Source organism: Streptomyces sp. G5(2025) (assembly GCF_049542075.1).
Taxonomy (GTDB): domain Bacteria; phylum Actinomycetota; class Actinomycetes; order Streptomycetales; family Streptomycetaceae; genus Streptomyces.
The window spans coordinates 2,418,057-2,441,979 of sequence record NZ_JBMUZT010000006.1 but is presented as its reverse complement, the minus strand read 5'-3'; the positions used below and the strand labels follow the sequence as shown (position 1 = coordinate 2,441,979).

Sequence of the window (23,923 nt, the reverse complement as noted above, 5' to 3'; positions counted from 1 at the left end):
TCCGGATGGCGGCCGCCGCCGGGTCCGTGGGGGCTCGCGGTGCGGCGGGGCTCCCGGGATCAGGGACAATGGGCGCCATGAGCGTTCGTACCCCGTCATCAGCCGAGCCGTCCGAGGCCGTCCACCGCGCCGGTTTCGCCTGCTTCGTCGGCCGCCCCAACGCGGGCAAGTCCACCCTCACGAACGCTCTGGTCGGCAAGAAGGTCGCGATCACCGCGGACCAGCCGCAGACCACGCGGCACACGGTGCGCGGCATCGTGCACCGGCCCGACGCCCAGATGATCCTGGTCGACACCCCCGGGCTGCACAAGCCGCGCACGCTGCTCGGCGAGCGGCTGAACGACGTCGTACGGACCACGTGGGCCGAGGTCGACGTCATCGGCTTCTGCCTGCCGGCGAACGAGAAGCTCGGCCCCGGCGACCGCTTCATCGCCAAGGAGCTCGCCTCCATCAAGAAGACACCGAAGATCGCGGTCGTGACGAAGACCGACCTCGTCGACAGCAAGACGCTCGCCGAGCAGCTCATCGCCATCGACCAGCTCGGCAGGGAGCTGGGCTTCGAGTGGGCCCAGATCGTGCCCGTCTCGGCCGTCGGCGACCAGCAGGTGGGTTTGCTCGCCGACCTCATCGTGCCGCTGTTGCCCGAGGGCCCCGCGCTCTACCCCGAGGGCGACCTCACCGACGAGCCCGAGCAGGTCATGGTGGCCGAGCTGATCCGCGAGGCCGCGCTCGAAGGCGTACGGGACGAGCTGCCGCACTCCATCGCCGTGGTGGTCGAGGAGATGCTGCCGCGCGAGGACCGGCCCGCGGACAAGCCGCTGCTCGACATCCACGCGTTCGTCTACATCGAGCGGCCCAGCCAGAAGGGCATCATCATCGGCCCCAAGGGCAAGCGGCTCAAGGACGTCGGTATCAAGTCCCGCAAGCAGATCGAGGCGCTGCTCGGTACGCCGGTCTTCCTCGACCTGCACGTGAAGGTGGCGAAGGACTGGCAGCGGGACCCCCGGCAGCTGCGCAAGCTCGGCTTCTGACCGCGCTCGGCTTCTGACCGCGCCGGGCTTCTGTCCGGCCGCATGACGAGGCGCAGCGGTGGACCCCCGTCCCGCCGCTGCGCCGCGAGCAGCATAACGCTGTTATTTTCATGACGGCGTTACGCTTCGTCCGTGCCCACCGGTAAACGCGACGCGGCCGACATCCGCCGTCTCCTCCTCGACGAGGCCGCGCGCGTCCTCGCGGAACAGGGCCCCGCGGCTCTCAGCGCACGGCGCCTGGTCAAACAGGTCGGGGCCTCGACGATGGCCGTGTACACGCACTTCGGCTCCATGCCCGAGCTCGTGCGCGAGCTCATGCGGGAGGGCTTCGAGCGGTTCCGGGCGCGGGCGGAGGGCCTGGAGCGGGGCGCGGACCCCGTGGCCGAACTCGCCGGGCTCTGCCGGACCTACCAGGAGTTCGCGCGCGCCGAGTCCGATGTCTACGCGGTCATGTTCGGCGGCTCCGCGCTCGCCGGATTCGAACTCTCCGACGCCGACCGGCGGATGGGCACGTCCCTGATGCGCTTCCCGCGCGACGCGATCCGCCGCTGCGTGGCGGCGGGCCGCTTCCGGGCGGACGCCGACCCGGACCTGCTGGTGCGCCAGCTCTTCGGCTCCATGCATGGCATCGCCCAGCTCGCCCGCGCCGGTTACATCCTGGGCGACCACACACCGGACGACGTGCTCACGGGAACCCTGCGGGACTTCGCCGTCGCCGCCGGGGACGCGCCGGACGCCGCCGCTGCCTCGGTGGCCGCCGGGCTCACTCCACGCCCCTGATCCGCGTCACCAGGACCGCCCCCGCCAGGCCGATCACCGCCGCCGTCAGATACAGCACGCGGTAGCCGCCGAGATACGTGACGACGGGCGCCGCGATGGCCGGGGCGGCCACCTGCGGCAGGGAGTTGGCGATGTTGATGACGCCGAGGTCCTTGCCGCGGTCCATGGCCGTGGGCAGCACGTCCGTCATCAGGGCGAAGTCGACCGACGTGAAGACGCCGAAGCCGACGCCGAGCAGCGCCGCCGCGACGATCGCACCCGGCCAGGTCTGCCACAGGGCCAGCAGTCCCGTCGCCGCCGCCATCAGCGTGCCCGCCCAGAGCACGAAGGGCTTGCGCCGACCCACCCGGTCCGACCAGGCGCCGCCCAACACGACGGTGGCGAGCATCGTCGCGCCGTTCACGGCCGTCAGGATCAGCACGCCCCCCTCGGGGTCCCCGTGGTGCAGCCGGTCCCGGAGGAAGTACAGGAGGTAGAGCAGCACCACGGAGTTGCTGACGTTGATCAGGAAGCGGGTCAGCCAGGCCCAGGCCAGGTCCGGGTGGCGCCGCGGGCTCAGCCAGAAGCCGCGCACGAAACCCCTCCAGTGCCACGGTGGGCGGTCGGCGGCCGCCAGCCGCAGGTCGCGATGGCGTACGACATAAGGCAGCACGCCCGCCACGGTGAACACCGCACACGCCGCGTACCCCGCGACCGTGCCGCCCGCCACCGTCGCCAGGCCCGTCCCGGCCACCACGCCGAGCAGCTGCGCCGCCCCCAGCCAGCCGCCGACCGCGCCCCGCCGGCGGCGCGGCACCCGGTCCGGCACGGCGGCGGTGACGGCGGCGAACGCCGCGTTCAGGGTGAGCTGCACCAGACACCAGCCGGCCGCCATCCACCACACGGAGTCCGCCGCCGACAGCAGCAGGAGCGCGGCGGCGCCGCCCGCCGTGCCCGCCACGATCCACGGGGTGCGCCGGCCCCAGCGGGACGTCGTACGGTCCGACAGGGCGCCGAAGACGGGGTTCGCCGCGAGGGAGACAACCGCGCCGACGCCCGTCACCCAGGCCAGCACCGTCTCCTTCGACGTGCCCGCCGGGGCCAGCTCCTCGGCCTGCGCTGCGAGCAGGATTTGCAGCGGGCCGTACCAGCCCACCCAGATCGCGCCGTTGGCGAGCGCCAGGGCGCCCGTCCAGCCCCGGCCGACGCGCTCGGTCGGCTCCCGCAGGGCGTCGGCGGTCATCCGCGCCGCGCCCGCAGGGCCTCGCGCAGCCAGTGGTAGGACGCCTTCGGGGTGCGCTCCAGCGTGGCGTAGTCCACGTGGACGAGGCCGAAGCGCCGCCGGTAGCCCTCGGCCCACTCGAAGTTGTCCATGAGCGACCAGACGAAGTAGCCGCGCACGTCCACGCCCGCCTCCAGCGCCCGGTGAAGGGCCCGCAGATGCCCGTCCAGGTAGGCGATCCGCTCCTGGTCGTCGAGACCTTCGTACGAGCAGCCGTTCTCGGTGATCACGAGTGGCGGGAGGCGGTCGCCGTAGCGGTCGCGGAAGGCGGTCAGGAGTTCGGTGAGGGCCTCGGGGACGACCGGCCAGCCGAAGTCCGTGACCGGGTATCCCTCGATCTCCCGGGGAGCGAAGGGGAGTTCGGGCGGGAGGGTGAGGCCCGAGAACTCGGTGGGATACGGGTGCGGGTGCCGGAGCGGGGCGCCCACCTTCGTCGGCTGGTAGAAGTTGATCCCGTACCAGTCGAGGGGCTCGGAGATGATCTCCAGGTCCGCGTCCAGATCGTCCGACGGCATCACATCGCCGTAGCCGTCCGGGTACCGGCCGAGCAGGAGCGGGTCCGCGAAGAGGCGGTTGAGGAGTACGTCGTAGAAGTCGGCGGCGGCGGTGTCCTCCTCGGCGGCCGACGCGGGCCAGGTCGGGCCGTGGGAATTGGCGATGCCGATGTCCCGCGCGCCCGCCGCCCGCAGCGCCTGAACGGCGAGGCCGTGCGCGAGGAGCTGGTGGTGGGCGGCCGGCAGCGCGTCGAACAGGAGCCGCTGCCCGGGCGCGTGCTGGCCGAGCGCGTGGCCGAGCAGGGTGTGCTCGGCGGGTTCGTTGAGGGTGATCCACTTCTCGACGCGGTCGCCGACGCGGGCCGCGACGACGGCCGCGTAGGCGGCGAAGCGTTCGGCGGTGTCGCGGCTGCGCCAGCCGCCCGCCTCCTGCACGGCCAGCGGGGTGTCCCAGTGGAAGAGGGTCGGGACCGGCCGCACGCCCGCCGCGCACAGCTCGTCGACGAGGCGGTCGTAGAAGTCCAGGCCCGCCGGGTGCACGGCGCCCGCGCCGGTGGGCAGTACCCGCGGCCAGGAGACCGAGAAGCGGTAGGCGTCCACGCCGAGGTCACGGACGAGCGCCACGTCCTCGCGGTAGCGGTGGTAGTGGTCGCAGGCGACGGCCGCCGTCGTGCCGTCCTTCACCCTGCCGGGCACGGCCGTGAACGCGTCCCACACCGAGGCACCGCGTTCGTCGGCGGCGCCCTCGATCTGGTGGGCCGAGGTGGACACGCCCCACAGGAAGTCGCGGGGAAAGGGGGATATCGGGCTCGCCGCAGTCGCTGCCATGGGCGGGATCTTCCGTACCGCCGAGTACGGAAGTCAATGGGCGTGCGCCGAGAACATGAACAGCGCTCAGGTTTTACCCGTCCCGCTCACGAGCCCTCCTTCCCTGCTTATGAGCCCTCCTTCAGTACGCGCGTGATCAGCTTCCGCTGGGCGTCGGTCAGCCGCGGATCCGAGCAGTACACCGTGCGCCCGTCCACCGTCAGCTGGTAGTGGAAGCCGTCCGGCACCCCGATGGCGGGCGTGTCGCGACCGTCGGTCAAGGCCTGTTCCGCAAGCACGTGCCACTCGGGGGCATCGGCCAGCGCCGAGGTGTCCACCTCGGCGTGCCGGTCGATGCCCGCGAACCCGCCCGTGCGCTTCACCTGGATACGCATGGCTCCTGTCTACTCCACCGTGTGGGCGGCCGGTAGCCGCCGTCAGCCGTTGGAGACCGGCACCTTGACCGTGGACCACGCGTCGGTGACGGCCTTCAGCTCCTTGCCCTCGCCGTACTTCTCGCGCGCGGCGGCCACCGTCAGCTTCGCGAAGTCCTCGAAGGAGGCGTCCTGCGCCAGCTCGCCGCCGGTCAGCACGGCGTACCAGATTTGGCCGGCCCGCTCCCACGCGTGGCCGCCGAGCGCCTCAGCGACCAGGTAGAACGCGCGGTTGGGGATGCCGGAGTTGATGTGCACGCCGCCGTTGTCGCGGCCCGTCTTGACGTAGTGGTCCATGTCGGCGGGCTGCGGGTCCTTGCCGAGCACGTCGTCGTCGTACGCCGTGCCGGGCTCCTTCATCGAACGCAGGGCCTTGCCGGTGACGCGCGGGGCGAGCAGGCCGGCGCCGATCAGCCAGTCGGCCTCCCGGGCGGTCTGGCCGAGCGTGTACTGCTTGATCAGCGAGCCGAAAACGTCCGCCAGCGACTCGTTCAGGGCGCCGGGCTGGCCGAAGTAGGTGAGGTTCGCCGTGTACTGGACGACGCCGTGGGTCAGCTCGTGGCCGATGACGTCCACCGGGATGGTGAAGTCCAGGAAGATCTCGCCGTCGCCGTCGCCGAACACCATCTGCTCGCCGTTCCAGAAGGCGTTGCCGTAGTCCTCGCCGTAGTGCACGGTGGCGTTCATCGGCAGGCCGCCGCCGTCGATGGAGTTGCGTTCGTAGGACTTCTGGAACAGCTCGAACGTCGCGCCGAGCCCCGCGTACGCGCGGTTGACGGTGGCGTCCTTGCCGGGCTTGTCGCCCTCGCCGCGCACCTTGCGGCCCGGCAGCTCCGTGCGGTGCCCGGCGTCGTGGATCGTGCGGTGCGGTTTGTCCGCCGCGGCTCCCTCGGGCAGGGCCACGGCGGGCGCGCCGATGACGGTGGTCAGGCGGCGGCGGGTGCGCTCGACGGCGTCCCGCTCCAGGGTGCGGCGGGCGGGCGCGGCGAGCGCCGGGTCCTGGTGCCTGGCGAGGGTGTCCAGGACGTGGGGCGGCACGATGGTGCAGAAGACAGGCTCGAAGCCTGCCGGGTTGGCGGTCATGGCGGCAATGTGGCACTGAGTTATGCCGCTGTCACTAGCCGCAACCATGATTCCTGAAATAGAGGGATTGATCACCACTGAAGGTTTATCCGGCGGCGGTCCCGCATACTGATACGGGCCCGCGCGCAGAGCGCGGCTCGGCTAGGCTGCGGCACATCATGCGATTCGGGCTGCTTCTCCTTAGCTGCCGCGGCGAGGGCCTGTAGTCGAGGCCGACCCCCTCCCCGCGGAGTTCGGCGTTGCGCTTAGACCGTCGGCCGTCCTTCAGGACACTTCCGAGGAGCCCCGCACATGCCGAACTTCCAGCGCCCCACGTCCATGCCGATCCACAAGTACGGCCAGTACGAGCAGGTCGACATCCCCGACCGCACCTGGCCGGACAAGCGCATCACGGTCGCCCCCCGCTGGCTCTCCACCGACCTGCGCGACGGCAACCAAGCGCTGATCGACCCCATGTCCCCGGCCCGCAAGCGCGCCATGTTCGACCTGCTCGTACGCATGGGCTACAAGGAGATCGAGGTCGGCTTCCCCTCCTCGGGCCAGACCGACTTCGACTTCGTGCGCTCCATCATCGAGGACGAGGACGCGATCCCTCAGGATGTGACGATCTCCGTCCTGACGCAGGCCCGCGAAGAGCTGATCGAGCGCACCGTGGAGTCCCTGAAGGGCGCCCGCCGCGCGACCGTCCACCTGTACAACGCGACCGCGCCCGTCTGGCGCGACGTCGTCTTCCGCGGCTCGCGCGACGCGGTCAAGCAGATCGCCGTGGACGGCACCCGGCTGGTCATGGAGTACGCCGACAAGCTGCTGGACGACCGTACGACGTTCGGATACCAGTACAGCCCCGAGATCTTCACCGACACCGAGCTGGACTTCGCCCTGGAGGTCTGCGAGGGCGTCATGGACGTCTGGCAGCCCGACGCCGACCGCGAGATCATCCTGAACCTGCCCGCCACGGTCGAGCGCTCCACGCCCGCCACCCACGCGGACCGCTTCGAGTGGATGTCCCGCAACCTCTCCCGGCGCGAGTTCGTCTGCCTGTCCATCCACCCGCACAACGACCGCGGCACGGCCGTCGCCGCCGCCGAGCTGGCCGTCATGGCCGGCGGCGACCGCGTCGAGGGCTGCCTGTTCGGCCAGGGCGAGCGCACCGGCAACGTCGACCTGGTGACGCTGGGCATGAACCTCTTCAGCCAGGGCGTCGACCCGCAGATCGACTTCTCCGACATCGACGAGGTCCGGCGCGTGTACGAGTACTGCACGCAGATGGAGGTCCACCCCCGCCACCCCTACGCGGGCGACCTGGTCTACACCGCCTTCTCCGGCTCCCACCAGGACGCCATCAAGAAGGGCTTCGACGCGCTGGAGAGCCGGGCGGCGGGTCAGGGCAAGACCGTCGACGACATCGAGTGGGCCGTGCCGTACCTGCCCATCGACCCCAAGGACGTCGGCCGCTCCTACGAGGCCGTTATCCGCGTCAACTCGCAGTCGGGCAAGGGCGGCATCGCGTACGTCCTGAAGAACGACCACAAGCTGGACCTGCCGCGGCGCATGCAGATCGAGTTCTCGAAGATCATCCAGGCGAAGACCGACGCCGAGGGCGGCGAGGTGACCCCGGAGGCGATCTGGAGCGTCTTCCAGGACGAGTACCTGCCGAACCCCCAGAACGCCGCGGCTCGATGGGGGCGGATTCAGGTCAAGAACGGCCAGACGACGACCGACACCGACGGCGTCGACACCCTCACCGTCGAGGCCACGCTGGACGGCGCCGACACCGTCCTGACCGGTTCCGGCAACGGCCCGATCTCCGCGTTCTTCGACGCGCTGCAGGGCATCGGCATCGACGTACGCCTGCTGGACTACCAGGAGCACACGATGAGCGAGGGCGCGTCCGCGCAGGCCGCCTCGTACATCGAGTGCGCGATCGGCGACAAGGTGCTGTGGGGCATCGGCATCGACGCGAACACCACGCGCGCCTCGCTGAAGGCCGTCGTGTCGGCCGTCAACCGCGCCGCGCGCTGACGCCCCCACCGGCGGTTCCACCGGCCCCGCCCGCCCCTGTGGCGGGCGGGGCCGCGTCATGTCCCGGCCACCTCCGGCTCGCTCTCCTGTGCGAGGTGCTGACGTCGCATCACCGATGTGGCTAACATCACGCCAACGCGGCAATGCAGCCGGGGAGTTACGGAGGTGTGTGGTGCAGCCAGAACCGGGACCGAACAGCCGAGAAGCCCGCATCTCCGCCAGGCCCGTCTCACGCGGGCGGGCCCTGTACCGGCGGGTGATCGGCATGCACACCGCCTGGGACACCGTCGGCGACGGCGAGTTCTTCTGCCCCGCCTGCGGTGGCGACCGCAACTACCAGCGGCTCACCGGGCGGCGCCGCTTCGTCCTGCTCGGCCTGCCGGTCGTGCCGCGCGGCGCCGCGGGACCCGTCATCCAGTGCGCCGCCTGCCAGGACCTCTTCGACCCCGACGTCCTGGACCACCCCACCACCACGCGGCTCTCCGCGATGCTGCGCGACGCCGTCCACACCGTGGTCCTCGCCGTCCTCTCCACCGGCGGCGCCCCCGCGCGCGCCGCGCTCGACACGGCCGTCGGCACGCTGCGCGCCGCGGGCCACGACGACTGCACCGGGGAGCGGCTCGTCGCCCTCGTCGACGCGCTCGCCGCCGACACCGGCCGCGCCACCGAGCCCGACTGCGCCCCCGCCCCCGGCCTCGCCATCGAACTCCACGAGGCGCTCGGCCCCCTCGCCCCGCACCTCGCCCCCGCGGGACGCGAGGCACTGCTCCTCCAGGGCGCCCGGATCGCCCTGGCCGACGGCCCCTACACCCCTGCCGAACGCGACGTCCTCGCCACGGCCGGGTGCGCGCTCACCATCTGCTCCGAGGACGTGACCCGCCTCCTGGTGGCGGCGCGCACACCGTCCTGACACCGAAGCTTCTGCACTCGCGCGCCGCACTCGCGCGCCGCACCCGCGCGCCGCACCCGCGCGTACTCCGCCGGGAGTACGCGCCGCCCCCCGCCTCCCGGCGGCGTAAGCGCCAACTCGCCCCCGAGCCCGACGGATCGAGGCGCGCTTCCCGGAAGGGTTGACCCCGAACTTGTCATCCCTGCCGAAGGAGGCCCGTCATGGGGGCCGTACCGTCCATCACCGCGTCACGACGGCGGCGACGCGCCGTTCCCTGGGTGTTCCTGGGGCTGTGGGTCGTCGTCCTCGCGATCGCCTCGCCCTTCGCCGCCAAGCTCTCCGACGTCCAGAGGGACCGGCCCGTCGACTACCTCCCGGCGAGCGCCGACTCGACCGAAGTGGCCAAGATCCAGGACCAGTTGCCGGGGGGTGAGGCCACCGAGCTGGTGCTCGTCTACCACCGTGACAGCGGGCTGACCGCCGCCGACCGTGAGACCGCGGGGCAGCAGGTCGCCGAGATAGCGGAGGCCCGCCAGCTCGTCGCCGAGCCCAAAGGCGTGCCCTCCAAGGACGGCACCACCCTGATGTACCCCGTCGCCACCACCGAGCCCGGCCAGGACGAGGAGAAACGGGACGCCCTCGTCAACGACGTGCGCGACACAGCCCGGGGCGAAGGCGGCCTGAGCGTCGACGTCGGCGGGAACGGCGCCCTGGACACCGACGCGAGCGAGGTCTACAACTCCCTCGACGGGCCCCTGCTCTACACCACCGCCGGCGTCGTCGCGCTGCTGCTCATCCTCATCTACCGCAGCCCGTTCCTGTGGCTCGTACCGCTCGCCGTCGCCGGTATCGCGGACTACTTCGCGATGGCCGCCGCCTACGGACTCAACCAGGCCTTCGACACCGCCGTCAGCGGCCAGAGCTCCGGCATCATGACCATCCTCGTCTTCGGCGCCGGCACCGACTACGCCCTGCTCCTCGTCGCCCGCTACCGCGAGGAACTACGCCGGATCGAACAGCCCTACGACGCCATGGTCGCCGCCCTGCGCGGCTGCGGGCCCGCTGTGCTCGCCTCCTCCGGGACCGTCGCCGCGGGCCTGCTCTGCCTGCTCGCCGCCGACCTCAACAGCAGCCGCGGCATGGGCCCGCTCGGCACCCTCGGCGTGCTGTCCGCGCTCGCGGCCATGCTGACGCTGCTCCCGGCCATCCTGGTGCTCCTCGGCCGACGGGTGTTCTGGCCGCTGGTCCCCGCCTTCGGCAGCACGCCCAAGCAGCGGCGCTCCCTCTTCGCCGCCATGGGCAGCTCGGCCGGACGCAGGCCACTCACCGTCCTCGCCTCCGGAGCCGTCCTGCTCGGTGCGCTCGCCCTCGGCGCCTTCAACCTGCCCGACTCCCTCAAACAGGAGGACTCCTTCACCAAGACCCCCGACTCGGTGGCGGCCATGGAGACCCTCGCCGCCGCCTACCCCGAACGCGGCACCCAGCCCATCACCGTCATGACCCCCGCCGACCGCGCCCGCGACGCCCTCGCCGAGATCCGGGCCACCAAGGGCGTCGACAGCGCGCAGCGGGGACGTACCGCCAAGGGCTGGACCGAGGTCTCCGTCCTCGCCTCGTCCGCGTCCGAGTCGGCGGGGGAGACCGTCACCATCAAGACGCTGCGGGACCGGCTCGACGGCTCGTACGTCGGCGGAGCCGGCGCCCAGCAACTCGACCTGAAGGACACCAACGCCCGGGACCGCGCCATCGTCGTGCCGCTCGTGCTCGCGGCCGTGCTGCTGATCCTGGTCGCCCTGCTGCGCAGCCTCGTCGCCCCCCTGCTGCTGCTCGCCGCGGTCGTCGCCGTGTGGGGCGCCTCGCTCGGCATCGCGGGGCTCGTCTTCGAGCCGCTCTTCGGGTTCGAGGGCACCGACCCGGGGCTCGGGCTGCTCTCCTTCGTCTTCCTCGTCGCGCTCGGCGTCGACTACGGCATCTTCCTGATGCACCGCATGCGGGAAGAGGGCCTGAAGGGCGCCGAACCGGGGGCGGCCGCGCTCACCGCGCTACGCACCACCGGCGGCGTCATCGCCTCCGCCGGACTCGTGCTCGCCGCGACGTTCGCCGTGCTGACCAACATGCCCCTCGTCCAACTCGTCGAACTGGGCTTCGTCATCGCGGTCGGCGTCCTCCTGGACACGTTCCTGGTGCGTACGTACCTGGTGACCAGCGCGAGCGTGGCGCTCGGCCGCAAGGTGTGGTGGCCGGGCCCGCTGTCCCGGCCCCGCCCCGCGGCGCCCGCCGCGCCCGAGGCCGAACGCGTCCGGGTGCCCGCGCCTTGACCGCGTCCTTCCCGCGGGCGTCCCTCCTCTCCCGGAGGGGCGCCCGCGTACCCGAAGATGGGCCGGTGGACTCACCCGCTGAACCGGCGGAATCTCCCGCCATAGGCCCGGCCACCGCGCCGGGCCCCGCCCGCCGCAACCTCATCGAACGCGTCCTCGGACCCGCCGCCCCCGGCGAACGGCTGCTCGCCGACGCGCTGTTCGCCCTCGCCATGGCGGCGAGCGCCGTCGTGATCGTGCAGGTCGTGCGGGACAACGGCCACCCGCCCAGCCCGCTGGGCTGGGCGCTGCTGCTCGCCGCGCACATCACCATCGTGTGGCGCCGCCGCGCCCCCATGCGCGTCATGGTCGCCCTCATGGCGATCCTGTTGACCTACCACTCCATGGACGCCAACCACACCGCGCCCATGGCCGTGTCGATGGCCGGCCTCTTCACCGTCGCCTCCCGGTCCCGGCCGCGCAACACCGTCATCGCCGGCGCGGGCGTCATCGGGATCATGCTCGGCGTCAAGTTCTCGGAGGGCATGGCCGAGGGCGCCGAGTCGTTGCGCATCACCGGCTGGATCGTCTCCTTCCTGCTGCTCGGCGTGTACGTCCGCATCCACCGCCAGTACGTCGCCTCCGTCGTGGAGCGCGCCGAACGGGCCGAACGCACCCGCGAGGAGGAGGCCCGCCGCCGGGTCGCCGAGGAGCGGCTGCGGGTCGCCCGCGACCTGCACGACCTGCTCGCCCACAGCATCACCCTGGTGGGCGTGCAGACGTCCGTCGCCGCGCACGTCCTCGCCGCCGACCCCGACCGTCTGGACCGCGCGGCCGTCGCCAAGGCGCTCGACGACGTCGCGGAGACCTGCCGCACCGCCCGCGGCGAGCTCCGCGCCACGCTGGAGGTCCTCAGGTCCGGTACGGAGGACGAGGGCGCCGACGAGGCCAGGGGCCCGCTGCCCGGCCTCGGCTCCCTGCCCGGCCTCGCCGACGCGGCCCGCACGGCCGGGGCCCGCGTCGAGCTGAGTGTCGGGCGGGACGTCGAGCACTGCCAGGCACCGCCCGCCGTGGGCGCCGCCGCCTACCGCATCGTGCAGGAGGCGCTGACCAACGCGGTGCGGCACGCGGGCCCCGCGCCGACCGTCCGGGTGGACGTGACGACGGGCGACGCCGCGCTGAACGTGACGGTCGCCGACGACGGCGTCGGCGCGCGGCAGCCCTCGGGCACTGCCGGTTACGGCCTCGTCGGGATGCGGGAGCGGGCCCGCACCGTCGGCGGGACCCTGGAGGCGGGGCCGCGGCCGGAAGGGGGTTTCATGGTGTCCGCCGTGCTGCCCCTCGCGTCCGTGCCCCTGGGAGGCCTCACATGAACCGGCCCATCCGCGTGCTGCTCGCCGACGACCAGACGCTGGTGCGCGCGGCGTTCGCGATGCTCGTCGACTCGGCGCCCGACATGGAGGTGGTGGGGCAGGCGGGCACGGGCCGCTCGGCGGTCGAGCTGGCCCGCTCCGAACGGGCCGACCTCGTCGTCATGGACATCCGCATGCCCGACCTCGACGGCATCGAGGCGACGCGGCTGCTCGCGGCGGACGAGGACCTCGCGGGCGTGAAGGTCCTGATGCTGACGACGTACGACACGGACGAGCACGTCGTGGACGCGCTGCGGGCGGGCGCGTCCGGGTTCCTGGTCAAGGACACCAGGCCCGCCGACCTCCTGGACGCCATCCGCACGGTGGCCGCCGGTGAGTCGCTGCTCTCACCGGGGCCGACCTCGCGGCTGATCGCCCGCGTCCTGCGGGCGCCGGACACCGCCGGGCTCCCGGTGGGCGGCGGACCCGACGGCCTCTCGGACCGTGAACGGCAGGTCCTCGCGCTCGTCGCGCGCGGCCTGAACAACACGGAGATCGCCGAGACGCTGGGCCTGAGCCCGCTGACGGCGAAGACGCACGTGAGCCGCATCATGGGCAAGCTGGGCGCCCGTGACCGGGCGCAGCTGGTGATCGTGGCGTACGAGACGGGGTTGGTGGCGCCGGGGGTGTGAGGGGCCGCGTCAGCGTGTGAGGGGGCCTGTCAGAGCAGCCCCGCCGCCGCCAAGTGTTTGCCCACCGCTTCCGTCTCCCGCGCCGACAGCGGAATCTGTGGCTCCGCCGTCGCCGGGCAGGCGATCACGCCGCGCAGGTGCAGCGCCGCCTTGAAGGCCCCGAGCGCCGACGAGCTGCCGCCCATCCGCGCCGGGTCACCCGCCCGCACCATCCCGAACAGGCCGCACAGCCGCTCCTGTTCCGCCCGTGCCCGCTCCCAGTCGCCCGCGCGGCCGGCGGCGTAGAGGCGTACGTATCCCTCGGGGTCGACGTTCCCGAGCCCCGGCACCACCCCGTCCGCGCCCATCGCGAGCGCCGAGTCGACCGTCAGCTCCGAACCGGTCAGCACGCTGAAGTGCCGGGGCACCGACCGCTTCCCGACGACCACGCCGCGGAAGGCGCCCTCGGCGCCGCTGGAGTCCTTCAGGCCCGCGAGCACGCCCTCCCCGGCCAGCTCCAGGACCAGTTCCGCGCTCAGTTTCACGTGCACCGACACCGGCAGGTCGTACGCGATGACCGGCACCGGCGAGCGGTCCGCGACGAGCCGGAAGTGGCGGGCGATCTCGGCCGGGTGGGTGCGGGTGTAGAACGGCGCGGTGACCACGGCGGCGTCGGCGCCCGCCTCGGTGAGCGTCCGCACATGGTCCAGGACGCGGGGCGTGGTCATGTCGATCGCCCCGGCGAGGACGGGCAGTTGGCCGCCGACGTGCCGGACCACCGTGTCGACGACGAGGGCTCGCTGCCGGTCCGTCAGGTACGCGACCTCGGAGGTCGAGCCGAGCACGAAGAGGCCGTTGACGCCGCCCGCGACCAGATGGTCGACGAGCCGCACCAGGGAGGCGGTGTCCACCTCGCGGTCCGGTGTCAGCGGGGTGCAGACGGGTGGGACGACACCGGTCAACAAGGTGGGAAGGGTCATGGGCGCTCCCTGGGTGCTCGGGCCGTGGCGGCGGCCTGCGTGGCGAGGTCGTGGGTCGACTGTCCTTCGTCCACCGGGTGGTGACAGCGGAATCGATGCCCCGCGCCCGCCGTCTCGACACCCGGCATCGCCTCCGCGCACGTGTCGTCCGCCTTCCAGCAGCGCGTACGGAAGGGGCAGCCGCTCGGTGGCCGGGTCGCCGACGGGACCGGGCCGGTCAGCGGAATCGGGTCGATGGGGTCGAGCAGGCCCGGCGTGGCGGAGAACAGGGCGCGCGTGTACGGGTGCCGGGCGCGGGCCAGGATCTCGGCGGCCGGGGCCTCCTCCACGATCCGCCCGAGGTACATGGTGATGACGCGGTCGCTCATCCTGCGCACGGTCTGGATGTCGTGCGAGACGAAGACGAGGGCGAGGCCCAGGCGTTCCTTGAGGTCGAGGAGGAGGTTGAGGATCTGGGCGCGCACCGACACGTCCAGCGCGCTCGTCGGCTCGTCGGCGATCACCAGGTCCGGTTCGAGGGCGAGCGCGCGGGCGATCGCGACGCGTTGGCGCTGGCCGCCGGAGAGCCGGCCCGGGAGGCCGTCCGCGAGGGCGTTGGGCAGGCCCACCAGGGACATCAACTCGCGTACGCGGGCGTCGCGGTCGCGTGGCGTGCCGCGTCTGTGTACGTCGAGGGGGTCCCGGAGGATCTGGCGGATCGACAGTCTGCGGTTCAGGGCGGTCGACGGGTCCTGGAAGATCATGCCGGTGCGGGTGCCGATCTCTGTCCGCCGGGCGGCGGGTTTCATCGTCCAGAGGTCGTTGCCTTCGAACGACACGGTTCCGGTGGTCGGGCGCTGTACGCCGACCAGGACCTTGGCCAGGGTGGACTTGCCGCAGCCCGATTCGCCCACGACGCCGAGGGTTTCGCCGGGGGCGAGGGTCAAGTCGGCGGCGGTGAGGGCGTGGACGCGGTCGCGGGAGAGGAGGGTGCCGGAGCGGACCCGGTGCGTGACGTGCACGTCGGTCAGCTCGATGAGGGGGGTGGTCATCAGCTCGGCTCCCCGGGTGCGGGTTCGTGGGGGCTGGTCGCGCAGTTCCCCGCGCCCCTCAGGGGTGGCGGGGCGTGTGGGGTCGGTGCGGGTTCGTTGTGGCTGGTCGCGCAGTTCCCCGCGCCCCTTTGGGGCGCTGCCGGGTGGTGGCAGGCCGTCTCGTGGGGGGTGGGGCCCGTCAGGGGCGGGGGGACGTCCCTGCACACCGTCGTCGCCAGCGGGCAGCGGTCCGAGAAGCGGCAGCCCGGGGGGAAGTCCGCCGGGGACGGCACCACGCCCTTGATCTGCGTGAGCCGCTGCCGTGCCGACTCCAGGGAGAGCACGGAACCGAGCAGTCCGCGTGTGTAGTGGTGCGCCGGGGCGCCCACCAGGTCGGCGGTGACGCCCGTCTCGACGATCTGCCCGCCGTACATCACCACCACCCGGTCGGTGACGTCGGCGACGAGCGCCAGGTCGTGCGAGACGAGGATCAGCGCGAAGCCCAGTTCCTCGCGGAGCCGCAGCAGCAGTTCGATGATCTGTGCCTGCACGGTGACGTCGAGCGCCGTCGTCGGCTCGTCGGCGATGATCAGCTTCGGGTCACGGGAGAGGGCCATGGCGATCAGGACGCGTTGACGCTGGCCGCCGGAGAGTTCGTGCGGGTAGCTGCGCAGGGTGCGGTCGGGGTCCAGGCCGACCAGTTCGAGCAGTTCGGTGGAGGTGCGGCGGCCTCCCCTTCGTACTACCTGCTTGAGCTGGGAGCGGACCGTCATCGCCGGGTTCAGGGACGACAGGGCGTCCTGGTAGATCATCGCCATGTCGTGGCCGAGGAGGCGGCGCCGGGCGCGGGCCGGCAGGCCGGTGAGCTCCTGGCCGCCGAAGGTGACGCTGCCGCTGACGTGGGCGCCCTTGGGCTCCAGGCCCATCACCGTCAGCGCGGTCAGCGACTTGCCGCAGCCCGACTCGCCGACCAGGCCGAGGACTTCGCCGGGGCGCAGGTCGAAGGAGATGCCGTCCACGATGTCCACGCCGTCGTGCCGCCCGGGGAAGGCGATGCGCAGCTCGCGTACGGCCAGGACCGGCGCGCCGGACGGCAGGGGCCGGGCCCGCGCCCGCAGCCGCTCCGAGGCCTCGGTGAGTCCGGGCAGCTCCAGGACCTGGCCGGTGCCCGGCTCGGGGGCTTCGAGGCGGTCCTCGGCGCGGGCCGCGCCCGGCACGTCGCGGGTCGAGGGCGCCGCCCAGGCGTCGGAGACGCCCTCGGAGAGGATGTTGAGGGCGAGGACGGTGACGAGCATGAGCAGGCCGGGGAAGACCGTCGACCACCAGCCGCCGATGAGGACCATGTTCTTGCCGTCGGCGATGACGCTGCCCCAGGACGGGTCGGGCGGCCGGACGCCCGCGCCGATGAAGGAGAGCGACGCCTCGAAGACGATGGCCTCGGCGACCTGCACGGTGCAGAAGACCAGGATGGGCGCCGCGCAGTTCACGGCGACGTGCCGGATCAGGATGTGCGGGGTGCGCGCGCCGATGACGCGTTCGGCGGTGACGTAGTCCTCCCCGTACTGGTCGAGGACGTTGGCCCGCACGACCCGGGCGATCGGCGGGGTGAACAGGAACGCGATCGCGCAGATCAGTACGGTGATGCCGCCGCCGAAGACCGCGACGAGCACGGCGGCGAGCGCGATGCCGGGGAACGCCATGACGACGTCCAGGCAGCGCATCAGCGTCTCGTCGACGGCCTTGCGGGAGGTCGCCGCGACGGCGCCGATCAGCGCGCCGACGATCAGGGCGAGCAGGGTGGCGCCGAGCCCGATGGCCAGCGACCAGCGCGCCCCGTACATCAAGCGGCTGAGGATGTCGCGGCCCAGGCTGTCCTGCCCCATCCAGTGGCGGGCCGACGGGTGGCCGGTGCCGTCCACCTGGCTCTGTTGGTCGAGCGGGTCGTGCGGGGCGATGAGGGGCGCGAGGAGGGCGACCAGGACGACGACGCCGATGACGCCGACCGCGATCCGGGAGAGCACGGGCAGCTTGCGCAGGGAGCGCAGGCGGAGGCCGGGGACGGCGAGGCGTTCCGTGAGCTGCTTGCGGGTCATGAGCATCAGCTCGTCCCCCTCAGGCGCGGGTTGACCAGGAGGTGGAGGACGTCGATGACGAGGTTGACGACGACGAAGCCCACGGCGGTGGTGATGACGACGCCCTGGACGACGGCCGGGTCGCCGTTCTTGACGGCGTCGATCATCAGTTTGCCCATGCCCGGCAGCGAGAAGATCGTCTCGATGACGACGGCGCCGCCCAGCAGATAGCCGACGCGCAGACCGAGCACGGTGAGCGGGTTGATGAGGGCGTTGCGCAGGACGTTGCGGCCGACGACCACCACCGGGGGCAGGCCGCTGCCGATGGCCGTGCGGACGTAGTCCTTGTCGAGCTCCTCGACCACGGCCGTGCGGATGATGCGGGTGAGGCCGGCCGCCACCGGCAGGGACAGCGCGAGGGCGGGCAGCGTCATGGTCCTGAGCCAGCCGGTGAGGGAGTCGGCGGGGTTGATGTAGCCGCCGGTCGGGAACCACCCGAGGTCGACCGCCAGGTACTGGATCATCAGCAGCGCCAGCCAGAAGCCGGGCGCCGCGACCCCGGTCAGGGAGACGACGCGGATGAGCTGGTCCGGCAGCCGGTCGCGGTGGATCGCGGCGGTCACGCCGAGGGTGAGGGAGAGGACGACCGCGATGCCGAGCCCGAGGAAGGTCAGCTGCATGGTGAGCGGCAGGGCGGTGGTGACCTGGTCGAGGACGGGGGAGCGGTTGAGGACGCTGATGCCCATGTCGCCCTGGAGGAGGTCCCCGACGAAGGCGATGTAGCGCACGGGCAGCGGGTCGAGGAGCCCGTTCTCCTCCCGGAACTGATGCAGCTGCTCGGGGGTCGGGTTCGCGCCCTGGAAGAACGCGGAGGCCGGGTCGACGTCCGAGAACCGCATCACGAGGAAGACGAAGAGCACGATGCCGAGCAGCAGCGGGACGAGCAGGGCGATGCGGCGGGCGAGGATGGTGAGGACTGCGGTCACGGTGTGCGCCTCCCGAACCGGCGGTACGTCAGGCCCACTTGGCCTGGAGGAGGTTGATCCCCGGGTACGGCTGCGCCTGGACCCCGGTGATCTTCTTCGGGTCCCAGGCCGTCATGAGTTCGTTGTGCACGACCGGATAGAGCACGGCCTGCTCGGCCACGACGTCGATGTAGTCCTGGATCATGGCCCGCTTCCTGCTCGCCTCCGGCTCGCGCGTGGCCTGCTCCATGTCCTTGAAGAGCTTCTTGGCGGTGGGGTTCTGGGCCCAGCGGGCGTAGCCCATCCACAGGTTCTCGGGGCCGTAGTTGTAGTGCATGATCAGGTCGGCGTCGAGCCCGAACTGGTTGGGGTTCGAGGCGGCGGCGACGACCTGGAAGTCCTTCTTCTGGTCCAGCTTGGTGAAGACGGCGGTGGTCTCCTGCGGGTCGAGGGTGACCTCGACGCCGAGCTTCTCCCAGCCGTCCTGGATGGTCGGCAGGCAGTCCACGATCCAGCTCACGTTCACGGCCATGAGGTTGATCGTCAGCTTGCCCACTCCGGCCTGCTTCAGGAGCTTCTGCGCCTTCAGGATGTCGTACGCGTAGACGGTCTTCGCGGGGCGGTAGGAGGGGTTGGCCTCGTTGAGGAAGGACGTCGCCGCCTTGCCGTGGCCCCTCAGGGCGGCCTCGATCATCTTGTCGCGGTCGATGGCGTAGTGCAGCGCCTGACGGACGCGTACGTCGTCGAACGGCTTGTGCGCGGTGTTGAAGAGCAGGAAGAGGTTGTTCATCCCGGCGCCGCCCTCGACGGTCATGCCGCTCTTCTTCAGCTGCGTGATGTTGGCGTACGGGATGTTGTCGGCGATCTCCGCGTCCGCGCCGGAGCCGGAGATCTTGGCGACGCGCGGCGCGGCGTCCACGATCGTCAGCCAGTTCATCTTCTTGAAGGCGGCCTTGCGCGGGCCGTTGTAGTCCGCGAAGGCCTCGAAGGTGGTGTTCGACTTCGGGTGGTGCGCGGTCTGCCGGTACGGTCCCGAACCCACCGCCTTGCCCTTGGTGGCGTCCTCCCACGCGCCGGGCCGGGAGAACACGTGCTTCGGCATGATCTTCGCGAGGGAGAGCCGCGCGGCACCGTCCGGGAAGGGGAACTTGAGGATCAGCTCCACGGACAGCGCGTCGACCTTCCTGACCCCCTTCAGCCAGCTCGCGAAGAAGCCCTTGGCGAGGGTCTGCGTCTTCGGGTCCAGGATGCGGTCGAAGACGAACACGACGTCGTCGGCGGTGACGGGCTTGCCGTCGTGCCACTTGGCGCCCGGCCGCAGGGAGAACTTCCACGTGGTCGCCTTGAGGTCGTCCGGGATCCCGGTGGCGAGCGCGGCATAGGGCGCACGGCTGATGGGGTCCGTGCCGAGCAGGCCCTCGTAGATGTGTTCGTTGCCCGCCATGGCGAAGGCGGACGCGGTCTGCGTCGGGTCCCAGCTGCCGTCGTTGCCGTAGCCGATCACAGCCGTGAGCGTGGAGTCGCCGCCCTGGCCGCCGCCCCCGGTCTCGTTGGTGGACTCGGGCCCCGCGGAGCAGGCGGAGAGCGTGGTGGTGAGGGTGGCGGCCCCGCCCAGCGCGGCGGTGTACCGGAGTAAGGAGCGGCGGTCCGGGGCGGGGCCGCCCGTCGCGGTGCGAGGGATCAGGTCGCTCACGGTGTCTCCCTTGTTCCCTTGTTCGTACGTTCCCTTGTCGCCAAGACATCCCACGTCCTACGTCGTGGGGGCGTGGTGACCATAAGAGGGGCACGGGGGCCGGTCAAGGTCCCGCACACGGCATATCGCCGGGTGCGCGGCCGGTCCCGTCTCATCGGGTGAAAAGCCGGGGCGCCCGGTTTTGTATCCTCGGCAGGCGCGACCCACCGAAGCGGCACCTGCGAGAGGCACCACCATGACGACCGAGCTGAGCCCCGACGCCGCCCCGGCCCTCGCCGGCCTCCTTGAGCGGGCCCGGAAGGACTACGCGGAGCTCGCCGCCCGCGGCCTCTCCCTCGACCTCACCCGGGGCAAGCCCGCGCCGGAACAGCTCGACCTCAGCGAGGACCTGCTCAGCCTGCCCGGCGGCCGCCACACCGCCGCCGACGGCACGGACGTACGCAACTACGGCGGCCTCCAGGGCCTGCCCGAGCTGCGCGAGATCTTCGCCGAGCTGCTCCAGGTCCCCGCCGCGCAGCTCCTCGCCCTCGGCAACTCCAGCCTGGAGCTGATGCACGACTGCCTGGTGCACGCCTTCCTCGGCGTGCTGCCCGGCGCCACCTCGCGCTGGGTGGACCAGGAGCGCGTCGCGTTCCTGTGTCCCGTGCCCGGCTACGACCGGCACTTCGCGCTCTGTCAGCGGTTCGGCATCGACATGATCCCGGTGCCGATGACGGCCGACGGGCCCGACATGGACGAGGTCGAGCGGCTCGCCGCCGAGAACCCGGCGGTCAAGGGCATCTGGTGCGTCCCGAAGTACAGCAACCCCGACGGCGTCGTCTACAGCGACGAGACCGTGGCCCGCCTCGCCCGCATGGAGACCGCGGCCCCCGACTTCCGGATCTTCTGGGACAACGCCTACGCCGTCCACCACCTCACCGACGAGCCCGCCGAGCTCGCCGACCTGCTCGGCGCCTGCGCCGAGGCCGGGAACCCGGACCGCGCGTTCGTCTTCGGCTCCACCTCGAAGATCACCGCGGCGGGCGCGGGCGTCGCCTTCTTCGGCTCCTCGCCCGCCAACGTCACGTGGCTCCTGGCCAACAACCAGAAGCGTTCGATCGGCCCCGACAAGATCAACCAGCTGCGGCACGCGCTGTTCCTGCGGGACGCCGACGGCGTACGCGCCCACATGGAGCGCCAGCGCGCTCTGCTCCAGCCCAAGTTCGAGGCCGTGGCGCGCATCCTCGAAGCCGAGCTCGGCGGCACCGGCCTCGCGACCTGGACCTCCCCCAAGGGCGGCTACTTCGTGACCCTCCAGGTCCCCGACGGCTGCGCCAAGGACGTGGTGCGCCGCGCCGCCGAGGCCGGGATCGTGCTGACCCCGGCCGGTGCCACGCACCCCTACGGCGACGACCCGCGCGACGCCGTCATCCGCGTCGCCCCCAGCTACCCGGGCCTGGCCGAGCTGGAGCAGGCCATGTACGGCCTGACCGTCTGCGTCCGCCTCGCCGGGTACGAGCAGCGGGAGCGCCAGGCCGCCTGACGCTCCCCGGGGCAGGGCCCGCTGTCGGCGCGGCAGCACTCAGTGCCACTCAGTGCTGCTGCGCCTTCTGCGGTGTCACCTCGCTCGGCCGCACGATGACGTGGCCCTCGCCCTTGAGCATCAGCTGCACCGCCTCGCCCGAGCCGCCGCGGATCATCGACCCGATGGACTGCGAGCGGTGCAGGGACGTCGCGAGGTCGGCGGTCCAGCCGACCACGGCGTCCGTGTCGACGTACACCGGCTGGTGCGGGGAGACGGGGATGACCAGCGGGTTGCCGTCGCAGACCAGGCCGAGGCGGCCCGTGCCCGAGAAGACGCTGTTGAACAGCCCGCCCCCGGCGATTCCCGAGCCCTTCACCGTCTTGATCTCGTACGAGAGGGTGGCGTCGAAACACAGGACGTTACGGCCGTTGACCGTGAGGACGTCGCCCGGTTCGACGTCGACGATGAAGCAGTTCTGCGCCTCGTGCGCGAACCACGCCTCGCCCTGGCCGCGCACGGCCATCAGTGGCAGCCCCTCACCGGTCATCGCGCGCTTGAGCATGCCGCCCACGCCCTGACCCTTGCGCTCGAACTGGAGATCGCCCCGGTAGGCGATCATCGCGCCCTGCCGCGCGAACATCTCGCCGTTCACCGCGTACTTGATGGATTTGGCGTTCTGGAGGGTCATGCCGGGGGCGAGGGCCGGCTGAGCCATGTGGTCACTGGAGAACAAGTCACTCTTCACAAGGGCATCTTGGGCCAAGAGCGACCCGGGCGAAAGGCTCGCCCGCCCCGCGTGCCGCAAGCGTTCCCCTAGAGTCACCCCGGTGGAGATCACCGAACTGACCGACGTGGAACGGCGGGTGTGGGAGGCGTACCCGAAGGGCCGCGCCATCGACCTGCGGCAGACCCCCGACGACGGCCCCGAGGGCGCCCCCGAAGCCGGGGCGTCCTGGGGCCCCGAACGGACCGTACGGGCGGAAGTCCTCCGGGCCCTCCTCCTCAGCGAACCCGCCGACGCCGACGGCGAGGTTCCGCTGCTGCGTCTCATGGGCGCCCGTATCAGCGGCCGGCTCGACCTCCAGTACGCGGACGTCGCGGCGCCCATCCACCTGTGGGCCTGCCTGTTCGAGGAGATCCCCGACCTGTACGGGGCGCAGCTCCGCCAGTTGAACCTGGGCCGTTCCGTCCTGCCGGGCCTGCACGCCATCGCCCTGCGCGTCGACGGCTCCCTGCGGCTGACCCGCTGCCGCGTCCGGGGACCCGTGCGGCTCGGCGGGGCGAGGATCACCGGGGCGGTCTTCCTCAACACGGCGCACATCGGGGAGGCGGGCGCGACGTACTCCGAGCCCGTCCTCGCGCTCAACCGCGTCACGGTCGACGACGACTTCCAGGCCGACGCGGGCTTCACCGCCCACGGCCTGGTCCGCATGGAGGGAGCCGTCATCGCCGGGAACATCACGTTCGACGACGCGGTGCTCAGCAACCCGGGCGGCACGGCACTGGACGCGTCGAATCTGAGTGGCGGCACGGACTTCCACGCCATGCGGCTCACCGCCCGGGGCCGCGTCAACCTGCGGGGCGCCCGCATACCGGGGCAGCTCAACCTCGCCTACGCCAGTCTGTCCCACCCCGGCGGCGACGCGCTGCGCGCCAGCAGCCTCACCGTCGGCGAGCTGTGGCTGCGCGAGGCGGCCACCATCGAAGGCCGCGTCAATCTGCGCCGCTCCCACCTCGACCTGCTCCACATCGCCTCCGGCACCTGGCCGGACGAGGTCCGCCTCGACGGGCTGACGTACACCACCCTCGACCCCCACGAGCCGGCCGCGCGGCGCCTCGCGGCCCTCGAACGCGACACCGACGGCTTCGCCCCCTACGCGTACGAGCAGCTCACCGCCGCCTACCGCCGTGTCGGGGACGACGCGGCGGCCCGCACCGTCCAGCTCGCCAAGCAGCGCCGCCACCGCGCGACGCTCGCCTGGTACGCGAGGGCCTGGGGGCACCTCCAGGACGTGACGGTCGGCTACGGCTTCCGCCCCACGCGCGCGGCGGTCTGGCTGCTCTCGCTGCTGCTGGTCGGCGCGGTGACGTTCGCGCTGCGGGAGCCGGTGGCCCTCAAGCCGGACGAGGCACCCGAGTTCAGCCCCGTCTTCTACACGCTGGACCTCCTCCTGCCGATCGTCGAGTTCGGCCAGGAGAAGGCGTACGCCTCGCGGGGCGCCTACCAGTGGTTCGGCTACGGCCTGGTCGTCACGGGCTGGACGCTCGCGACGACCATCGCGGCGGGCATCACGCGGGCGATCACACGGCAGTAGTCGCGACAGTGCCCGTGACGAACGCCTGCCAGGCGGCGGCGCCGATCACCAGGGCGGGGCCGTGCGGGACCTTGCTGTCCCGCACGGGGACGACGCCGGGGACTCCGTCGGCGACCTCGACGCAGTCGCCGCCTTCGCCGTTGCTGTAGGTGCTCTTGCGCCAGCGGGCGGCGCCGACGAAGTCGTAGGCGACCTCGACGCAGTTGCCGCCGCTGCCGTTGCTGTAGCTGCTCTTGCGCCAGCGGGCGGCACCGATGAAGTCG

20 protein-coding genes are annotated in these 23,923 nt (G+C 72.0%); 9 read left to right on the top strand and 11 right to left on the bottom strand.

The window, feature by feature from the left end:
- The first annotated feature begins 68 nt into the window (after positions 1-68).
- Positions 69-1,031 carry a GTPase Era gene (era, locus tag ACOBQB_RS21915; RefSeq protein WP_423593849.1) on the top strand — a complete coding sequence of 321 codons (963 nt, stop codon included), beginning with the start codon at positions 69-71 and terminating at the stop codon, positions 1,029-1,031.
- A 132-nt stretch (positions 1,032-1,163) separates the two neighbouring features.
- A complete protein-coding gene (locus ACOBQB_RS21910; protein WP_423593848.1) occupies positions 1,164-1,811 on the top strand; it encodes a TetR/AcrR family transcriptional regulator in 648 nt (215 codons plus the stop codon).
- On the opposite strand, the gene ACOBQB_RS21905 is transcribed toward ACOBQB_RS21910, so the two are convergent.
- From ACOBQB_RS21905 to ACOBQB_RS21890, 4 genes are all read right to left on the bottom strand, one after another.
- Complete coding sequence (locus ACOBQB_RS21905; RefSeq protein ID WP_423593847.1) at positions 1,795-3,033, bottom strand: MFS transporter; 1,239 nt, start codon at positions 3,031-3,033, stop codon at positions 1,795-1,797. The genes ACOBQB_RS21910 and ACOBQB_RS21905 overlap by 17 nt on opposite strands.
- Positions 3,030-4,394, bottom strand: coding sequence for a GH1 family beta-glucosidase (locus ACOBQB_RS21900; RefSeq protein WP_423593846.1), 1,365 nt, complete (start codon positions 4,392-4,394; stop codon positions 3,030-3,032). The genes ACOBQB_RS21905 and ACOBQB_RS21900 overlap by 4 nt, the downstream gene beginning before the upstream one ends.
- A gap of 107 nt (positions 4,395-4,501) precedes the next feature.
- Positions 4,502-4,768 carry a protealysin inhibitor emfourin gene (locus ACOBQB_RS21895; RefSeq protein ID WP_423593845.1) on the bottom strand — a complete coding sequence of 89 codons (267 nt, stop codon included), beginning with the start codon at positions 4,766-4,768 and terminating at the stop codon, positions 4,502-4,504.
- A gap of 42 nt (positions 4,769-4,810) precedes the next feature.
- Positions 4,811-5,890, bottom strand: a complete 1,080-nt coding sequence (locus tag ACOBQB_RS21890; RefSeq protein WP_423593844.1) for a M4 family metallopeptidase — start codon at positions 5,888-5,890, stop codon at positions 4,811-4,813.
- Between the two features lie 291 nt (positions 5,891-6,181).
- Here ACOBQB_RS21890 and leuA point away from each other — a divergent pair, with 291 nt between their 5' ends.
- The 5 genes from leuA to ACOBQB_RS21865 all read left to right on the top strand — a co-directional run bounded on the left by leuA (position 6,182) and on the right by ACOBQB_RS21865 (position 13,142).
- Positions 6,182-7,912, top strand: coding sequence for a 2-isopropylmalate synthase (gene leuA, locus ACOBQB_RS21885; RefSeq protein ID WP_423593843.1), 1,731 nt, complete (start codon positions 6,182-6,184; stop codon positions 7,910-7,912).
- A 172-nt stretch (positions 7,913-8,084) separates the two neighbouring features.
- Positions 8,085-8,822: a TerB family tellurite resistance protein gene (locus ACOBQB_RS21880; protein WP_423593842.1), complete on the top strand. Its 738-nt coding sequence runs from the start codon at positions 8,085-8,087 to the stop codon at positions 8,820-8,822.
- A gap of 200 nt (positions 8,823-9,022) precedes the next feature.
- On the top strand, positions 9,023-11,119 hold the full coding sequence (locus ACOBQB_RS21875; protein WP_423593841.1) for an MMPL family transporter: 2,097 nt from the start codon (positions 9,023-9,025) through the stop codon (positions 11,117-11,119).
- Positions 11,120-11,184: 65 nt separating this feature from the next.
- Positions 11,185-12,471: a sensor histidine kinase gene (locus tag ACOBQB_RS21870; RefSeq protein ID WP_423593840.1), complete on the top strand. Its 1,287-nt coding sequence runs from the start codon at positions 11,185-11,187 to the stop codon at positions 12,469-12,471.
- Entirely contained in the window at positions 12,468-13,142 is a 675-nt protein-coding gene (locus ACOBQB_RS21865) for a response regulator (RefSeq protein ID WP_423593839.1), read from the top strand. Before ACOBQB_RS21870 ends, ACOBQB_RS21865 begins: the two co-directional genes overlap by 4 nt.
- Positions 13,143-13,171: 29 nt before the next feature.
- Here ACOBQB_RS21865 and ACOBQB_RS21860 read toward each other — a convergent pair whose 3' ends face one another.
- Genes ACOBQB_RS21860 through ACOBQB_RS21840 form a run of 5 tightly spaced genes read right to left on the bottom strand, consistent with a single transcriptional unit; the run spans position 13,172 to position 19,841 of the window.
- Positions 13,172-14,101, bottom strand: a complete 930-nt coding sequence (locus tag ACOBQB_RS21860; RefSeq protein WP_423593838.1) for a dihydrodipicolinate synthase family protein — start codon at positions 14,099-14,101, stop codon at positions 13,172-13,174.
- Positions 14,098-15,132 (bottom strand): oligopeptide/dipeptide ABC transporter ATP-binding protein, encoded by a 1,035-nt coding sequence (locus tag ACOBQB_RS21855; protein WP_423593837.1) that lies wholly within the window; start codon positions 15,130-15,132, stop codon positions 14,098-14,100. The genes ACOBQB_RS21860 and ACOBQB_RS21855 overlap by 4 nt, the downstream gene beginning before the upstream one ends.
- Entirely contained in the window at positions 15,132-17,210 is a 2,079-nt protein-coding gene (locus ACOBQB_RS21850) for a dipeptide/oligopeptide/nickel ABC transporter permease/ATP-binding protein (RefSeq protein ID WP_423593836.1), read from the bottom strand. Before ACOBQB_RS21850 ends, ACOBQB_RS21855 begins: the two co-directional genes overlap by 1 nt.
- Complete coding sequence (locus ACOBQB_RS21845; RefSeq protein ID WP_423593835.1) at positions 17,210-18,169, bottom strand: ABC transporter permease; 960 nt, start codon at positions 18,167-18,169, stop codon at positions 17,210-17,212. The genes ACOBQB_RS21850 and ACOBQB_RS21845 overlap by 1 nt, the downstream gene beginning before the upstream one ends.
- Before the next feature lie 28 nt (positions 18,170-18,197).
- On the bottom strand, positions 18,198-19,841 hold the full coding sequence (locus ACOBQB_RS21840; RefSeq protein ID WP_423593834.1) for an ABC transporter substrate-binding protein: 1,644 nt from the start codon (positions 19,839-19,841) through the stop codon (positions 18,198-18,200).
- A gap of 235 nt (positions 19,842-20,076) precedes the next feature.
- On the opposite strand from ACOBQB_RS21840, the gene ACOBQB_RS21835 reads away from it, so the two are divergent.
- Positions 20,077-21,363: an aminotransferase class I/II-fold pyridoxal phosphate-dependent enzyme gene (locus ACOBQB_RS21835; protein WP_423593833.1), complete on the top strand. Its 1,287-nt coding sequence runs from the start codon at positions 20,077-20,079 to the stop codon at positions 21,361-21,363.
- A gap of 49 nt (positions 21,364-21,412) precedes the next feature.
- Here ACOBQB_RS21835 and ACOBQB_RS21830 read toward each other — a convergent pair whose 3' ends face one another.
- The gene (locus ACOBQB_RS21830; protein WP_423593832.1) at positions 21,413-22,090 is read right to left on the bottom strand and encodes an AIM24 family protein; all 678 of its coding nucleotides are present in this window, start codon (positions 22,088-22,090) and stop codon (positions 21,413-21,415) included.
- 82 nt (positions 22,091-22,172) lie between these two features.
- On the opposite strand from ACOBQB_RS21830, the gene ACOBQB_RS21825 reads away from it, so the two are divergent.
- The gene (locus tag ACOBQB_RS21825; RefSeq protein WP_423593831.1) at positions 22,173-23,660 is read left to right on the top strand and encodes a membrane-associated oxidoreductase; all 1,488 of its coding nucleotides are present in this window, start codon (positions 22,173-22,175) and stop codon (positions 23,658-23,660) included.
- On the opposite strand, the gene ACOBQB_RS21820 is transcribed toward ACOBQB_RS21825, so the two are convergent.
- On the bottom strand, positions 23,647-23,916 hold the full coding sequence (locus tag ACOBQB_RS21820) for a DUF397 domain-containing protein (protein WP_423598660.1): 270 nt from the start codon (positions 23,914-23,916) through the stop codon (positions 23,647-23,649). The two genes, ACOBQB_RS21825 and ACOBQB_RS21820, sit on opposite strands and share 14 nt — an antisense overlap.
- Positions 23,917-23,923: the final 7 nt, after the last annotated feature.

Excerpts from the sequence above, each read along its gene's own strand:
- ACOBQB_RS21900 (WP_423593846.1), bottom strand. The coding sequence starts at position 4,394 with ATGGCAGCGACTGCGGCGAGCCCGATATCCCCCTTTCCCCGCGACTTC.
- ACOBQB_RS21890 (WP_423593844.1), bottom strand. The coding sequence starts at position 5,890 with ATGACCGCCAACCCGGCAGGCTTCGAGCCTGTCTTCTGCACCATCGTG.
- ACOBQB_RS21875 (WP_423593841.1), top strand. The coding sequence starts at position 9,023 with ATGGGGGCCGTACCGTCCATCACCGCGTCACGACGGCGGCGACGCGCC.
- ACOBQB_RS21855 (WP_423593837.1), bottom strand. The coding sequence starts at position 15,132 with ATGACCACCCCCCTCATCGAGCTGACCGACGTGCACGTCACGCACCGG.
- ACOBQB_RS21850 (WP_423593836.1), bottom strand. The coding sequence starts at position 17,210 with ATGCTCATGACCCGCAAGCAGCTCACGGAACGCCTCGCCGTCCCCGGC.
- ACOBQB_RS21895 (WP_423593845.1), bottom strand. The coding sequence starts at position 4,768 with ATGCGTATCCAGGTGAAGCGCACGGGCGGGTTCGCGGGCATCGACCGG.
- leuA (WP_423593843.1), top strand. The coding sequence starts at position 6,182 with ATGCCGAACTTCCAGCGCCCCACGTCCATGCCGATCCACAAGTACGGC.
- ACOBQB_RS21905 (WP_423593847.1), bottom strand. The coding sequence starts at position 3,033 with ATGACCGCCGACGCCCTGCGGGAGCCGACCGAGCGCGTCGGCCGGGGC.
- ACOBQB_RS21860 (WP_423593838.1), bottom strand. The coding sequence starts at position 14,101 with ATGACCCTTCCCACCTTGTTGACCGGTGTCGTCCCACCCGTCTGCACC.
- ACOBQB_RS21865 (WP_423593839.1), top strand. The coding sequence starts at position 12,468 with ATGAACCGGCCCATCCGCGTGCTGCTCGCCGACGACCAGACGCTGGTG.
- era (WP_423593849.1), top strand. The coding sequence starts at position 69 with ATGGGCGCCATGAGCGTTCGTACCCCGTCATCAGCCGAGCCGTCCGAG.
- ACOBQB_RS21835 (WP_423593833.1), top strand. The coding sequence starts at position 20,077 with ATGACGACCGAGCTGAGCCCCGACGCCGCCCCGGCCCTCGCCGGCCTC.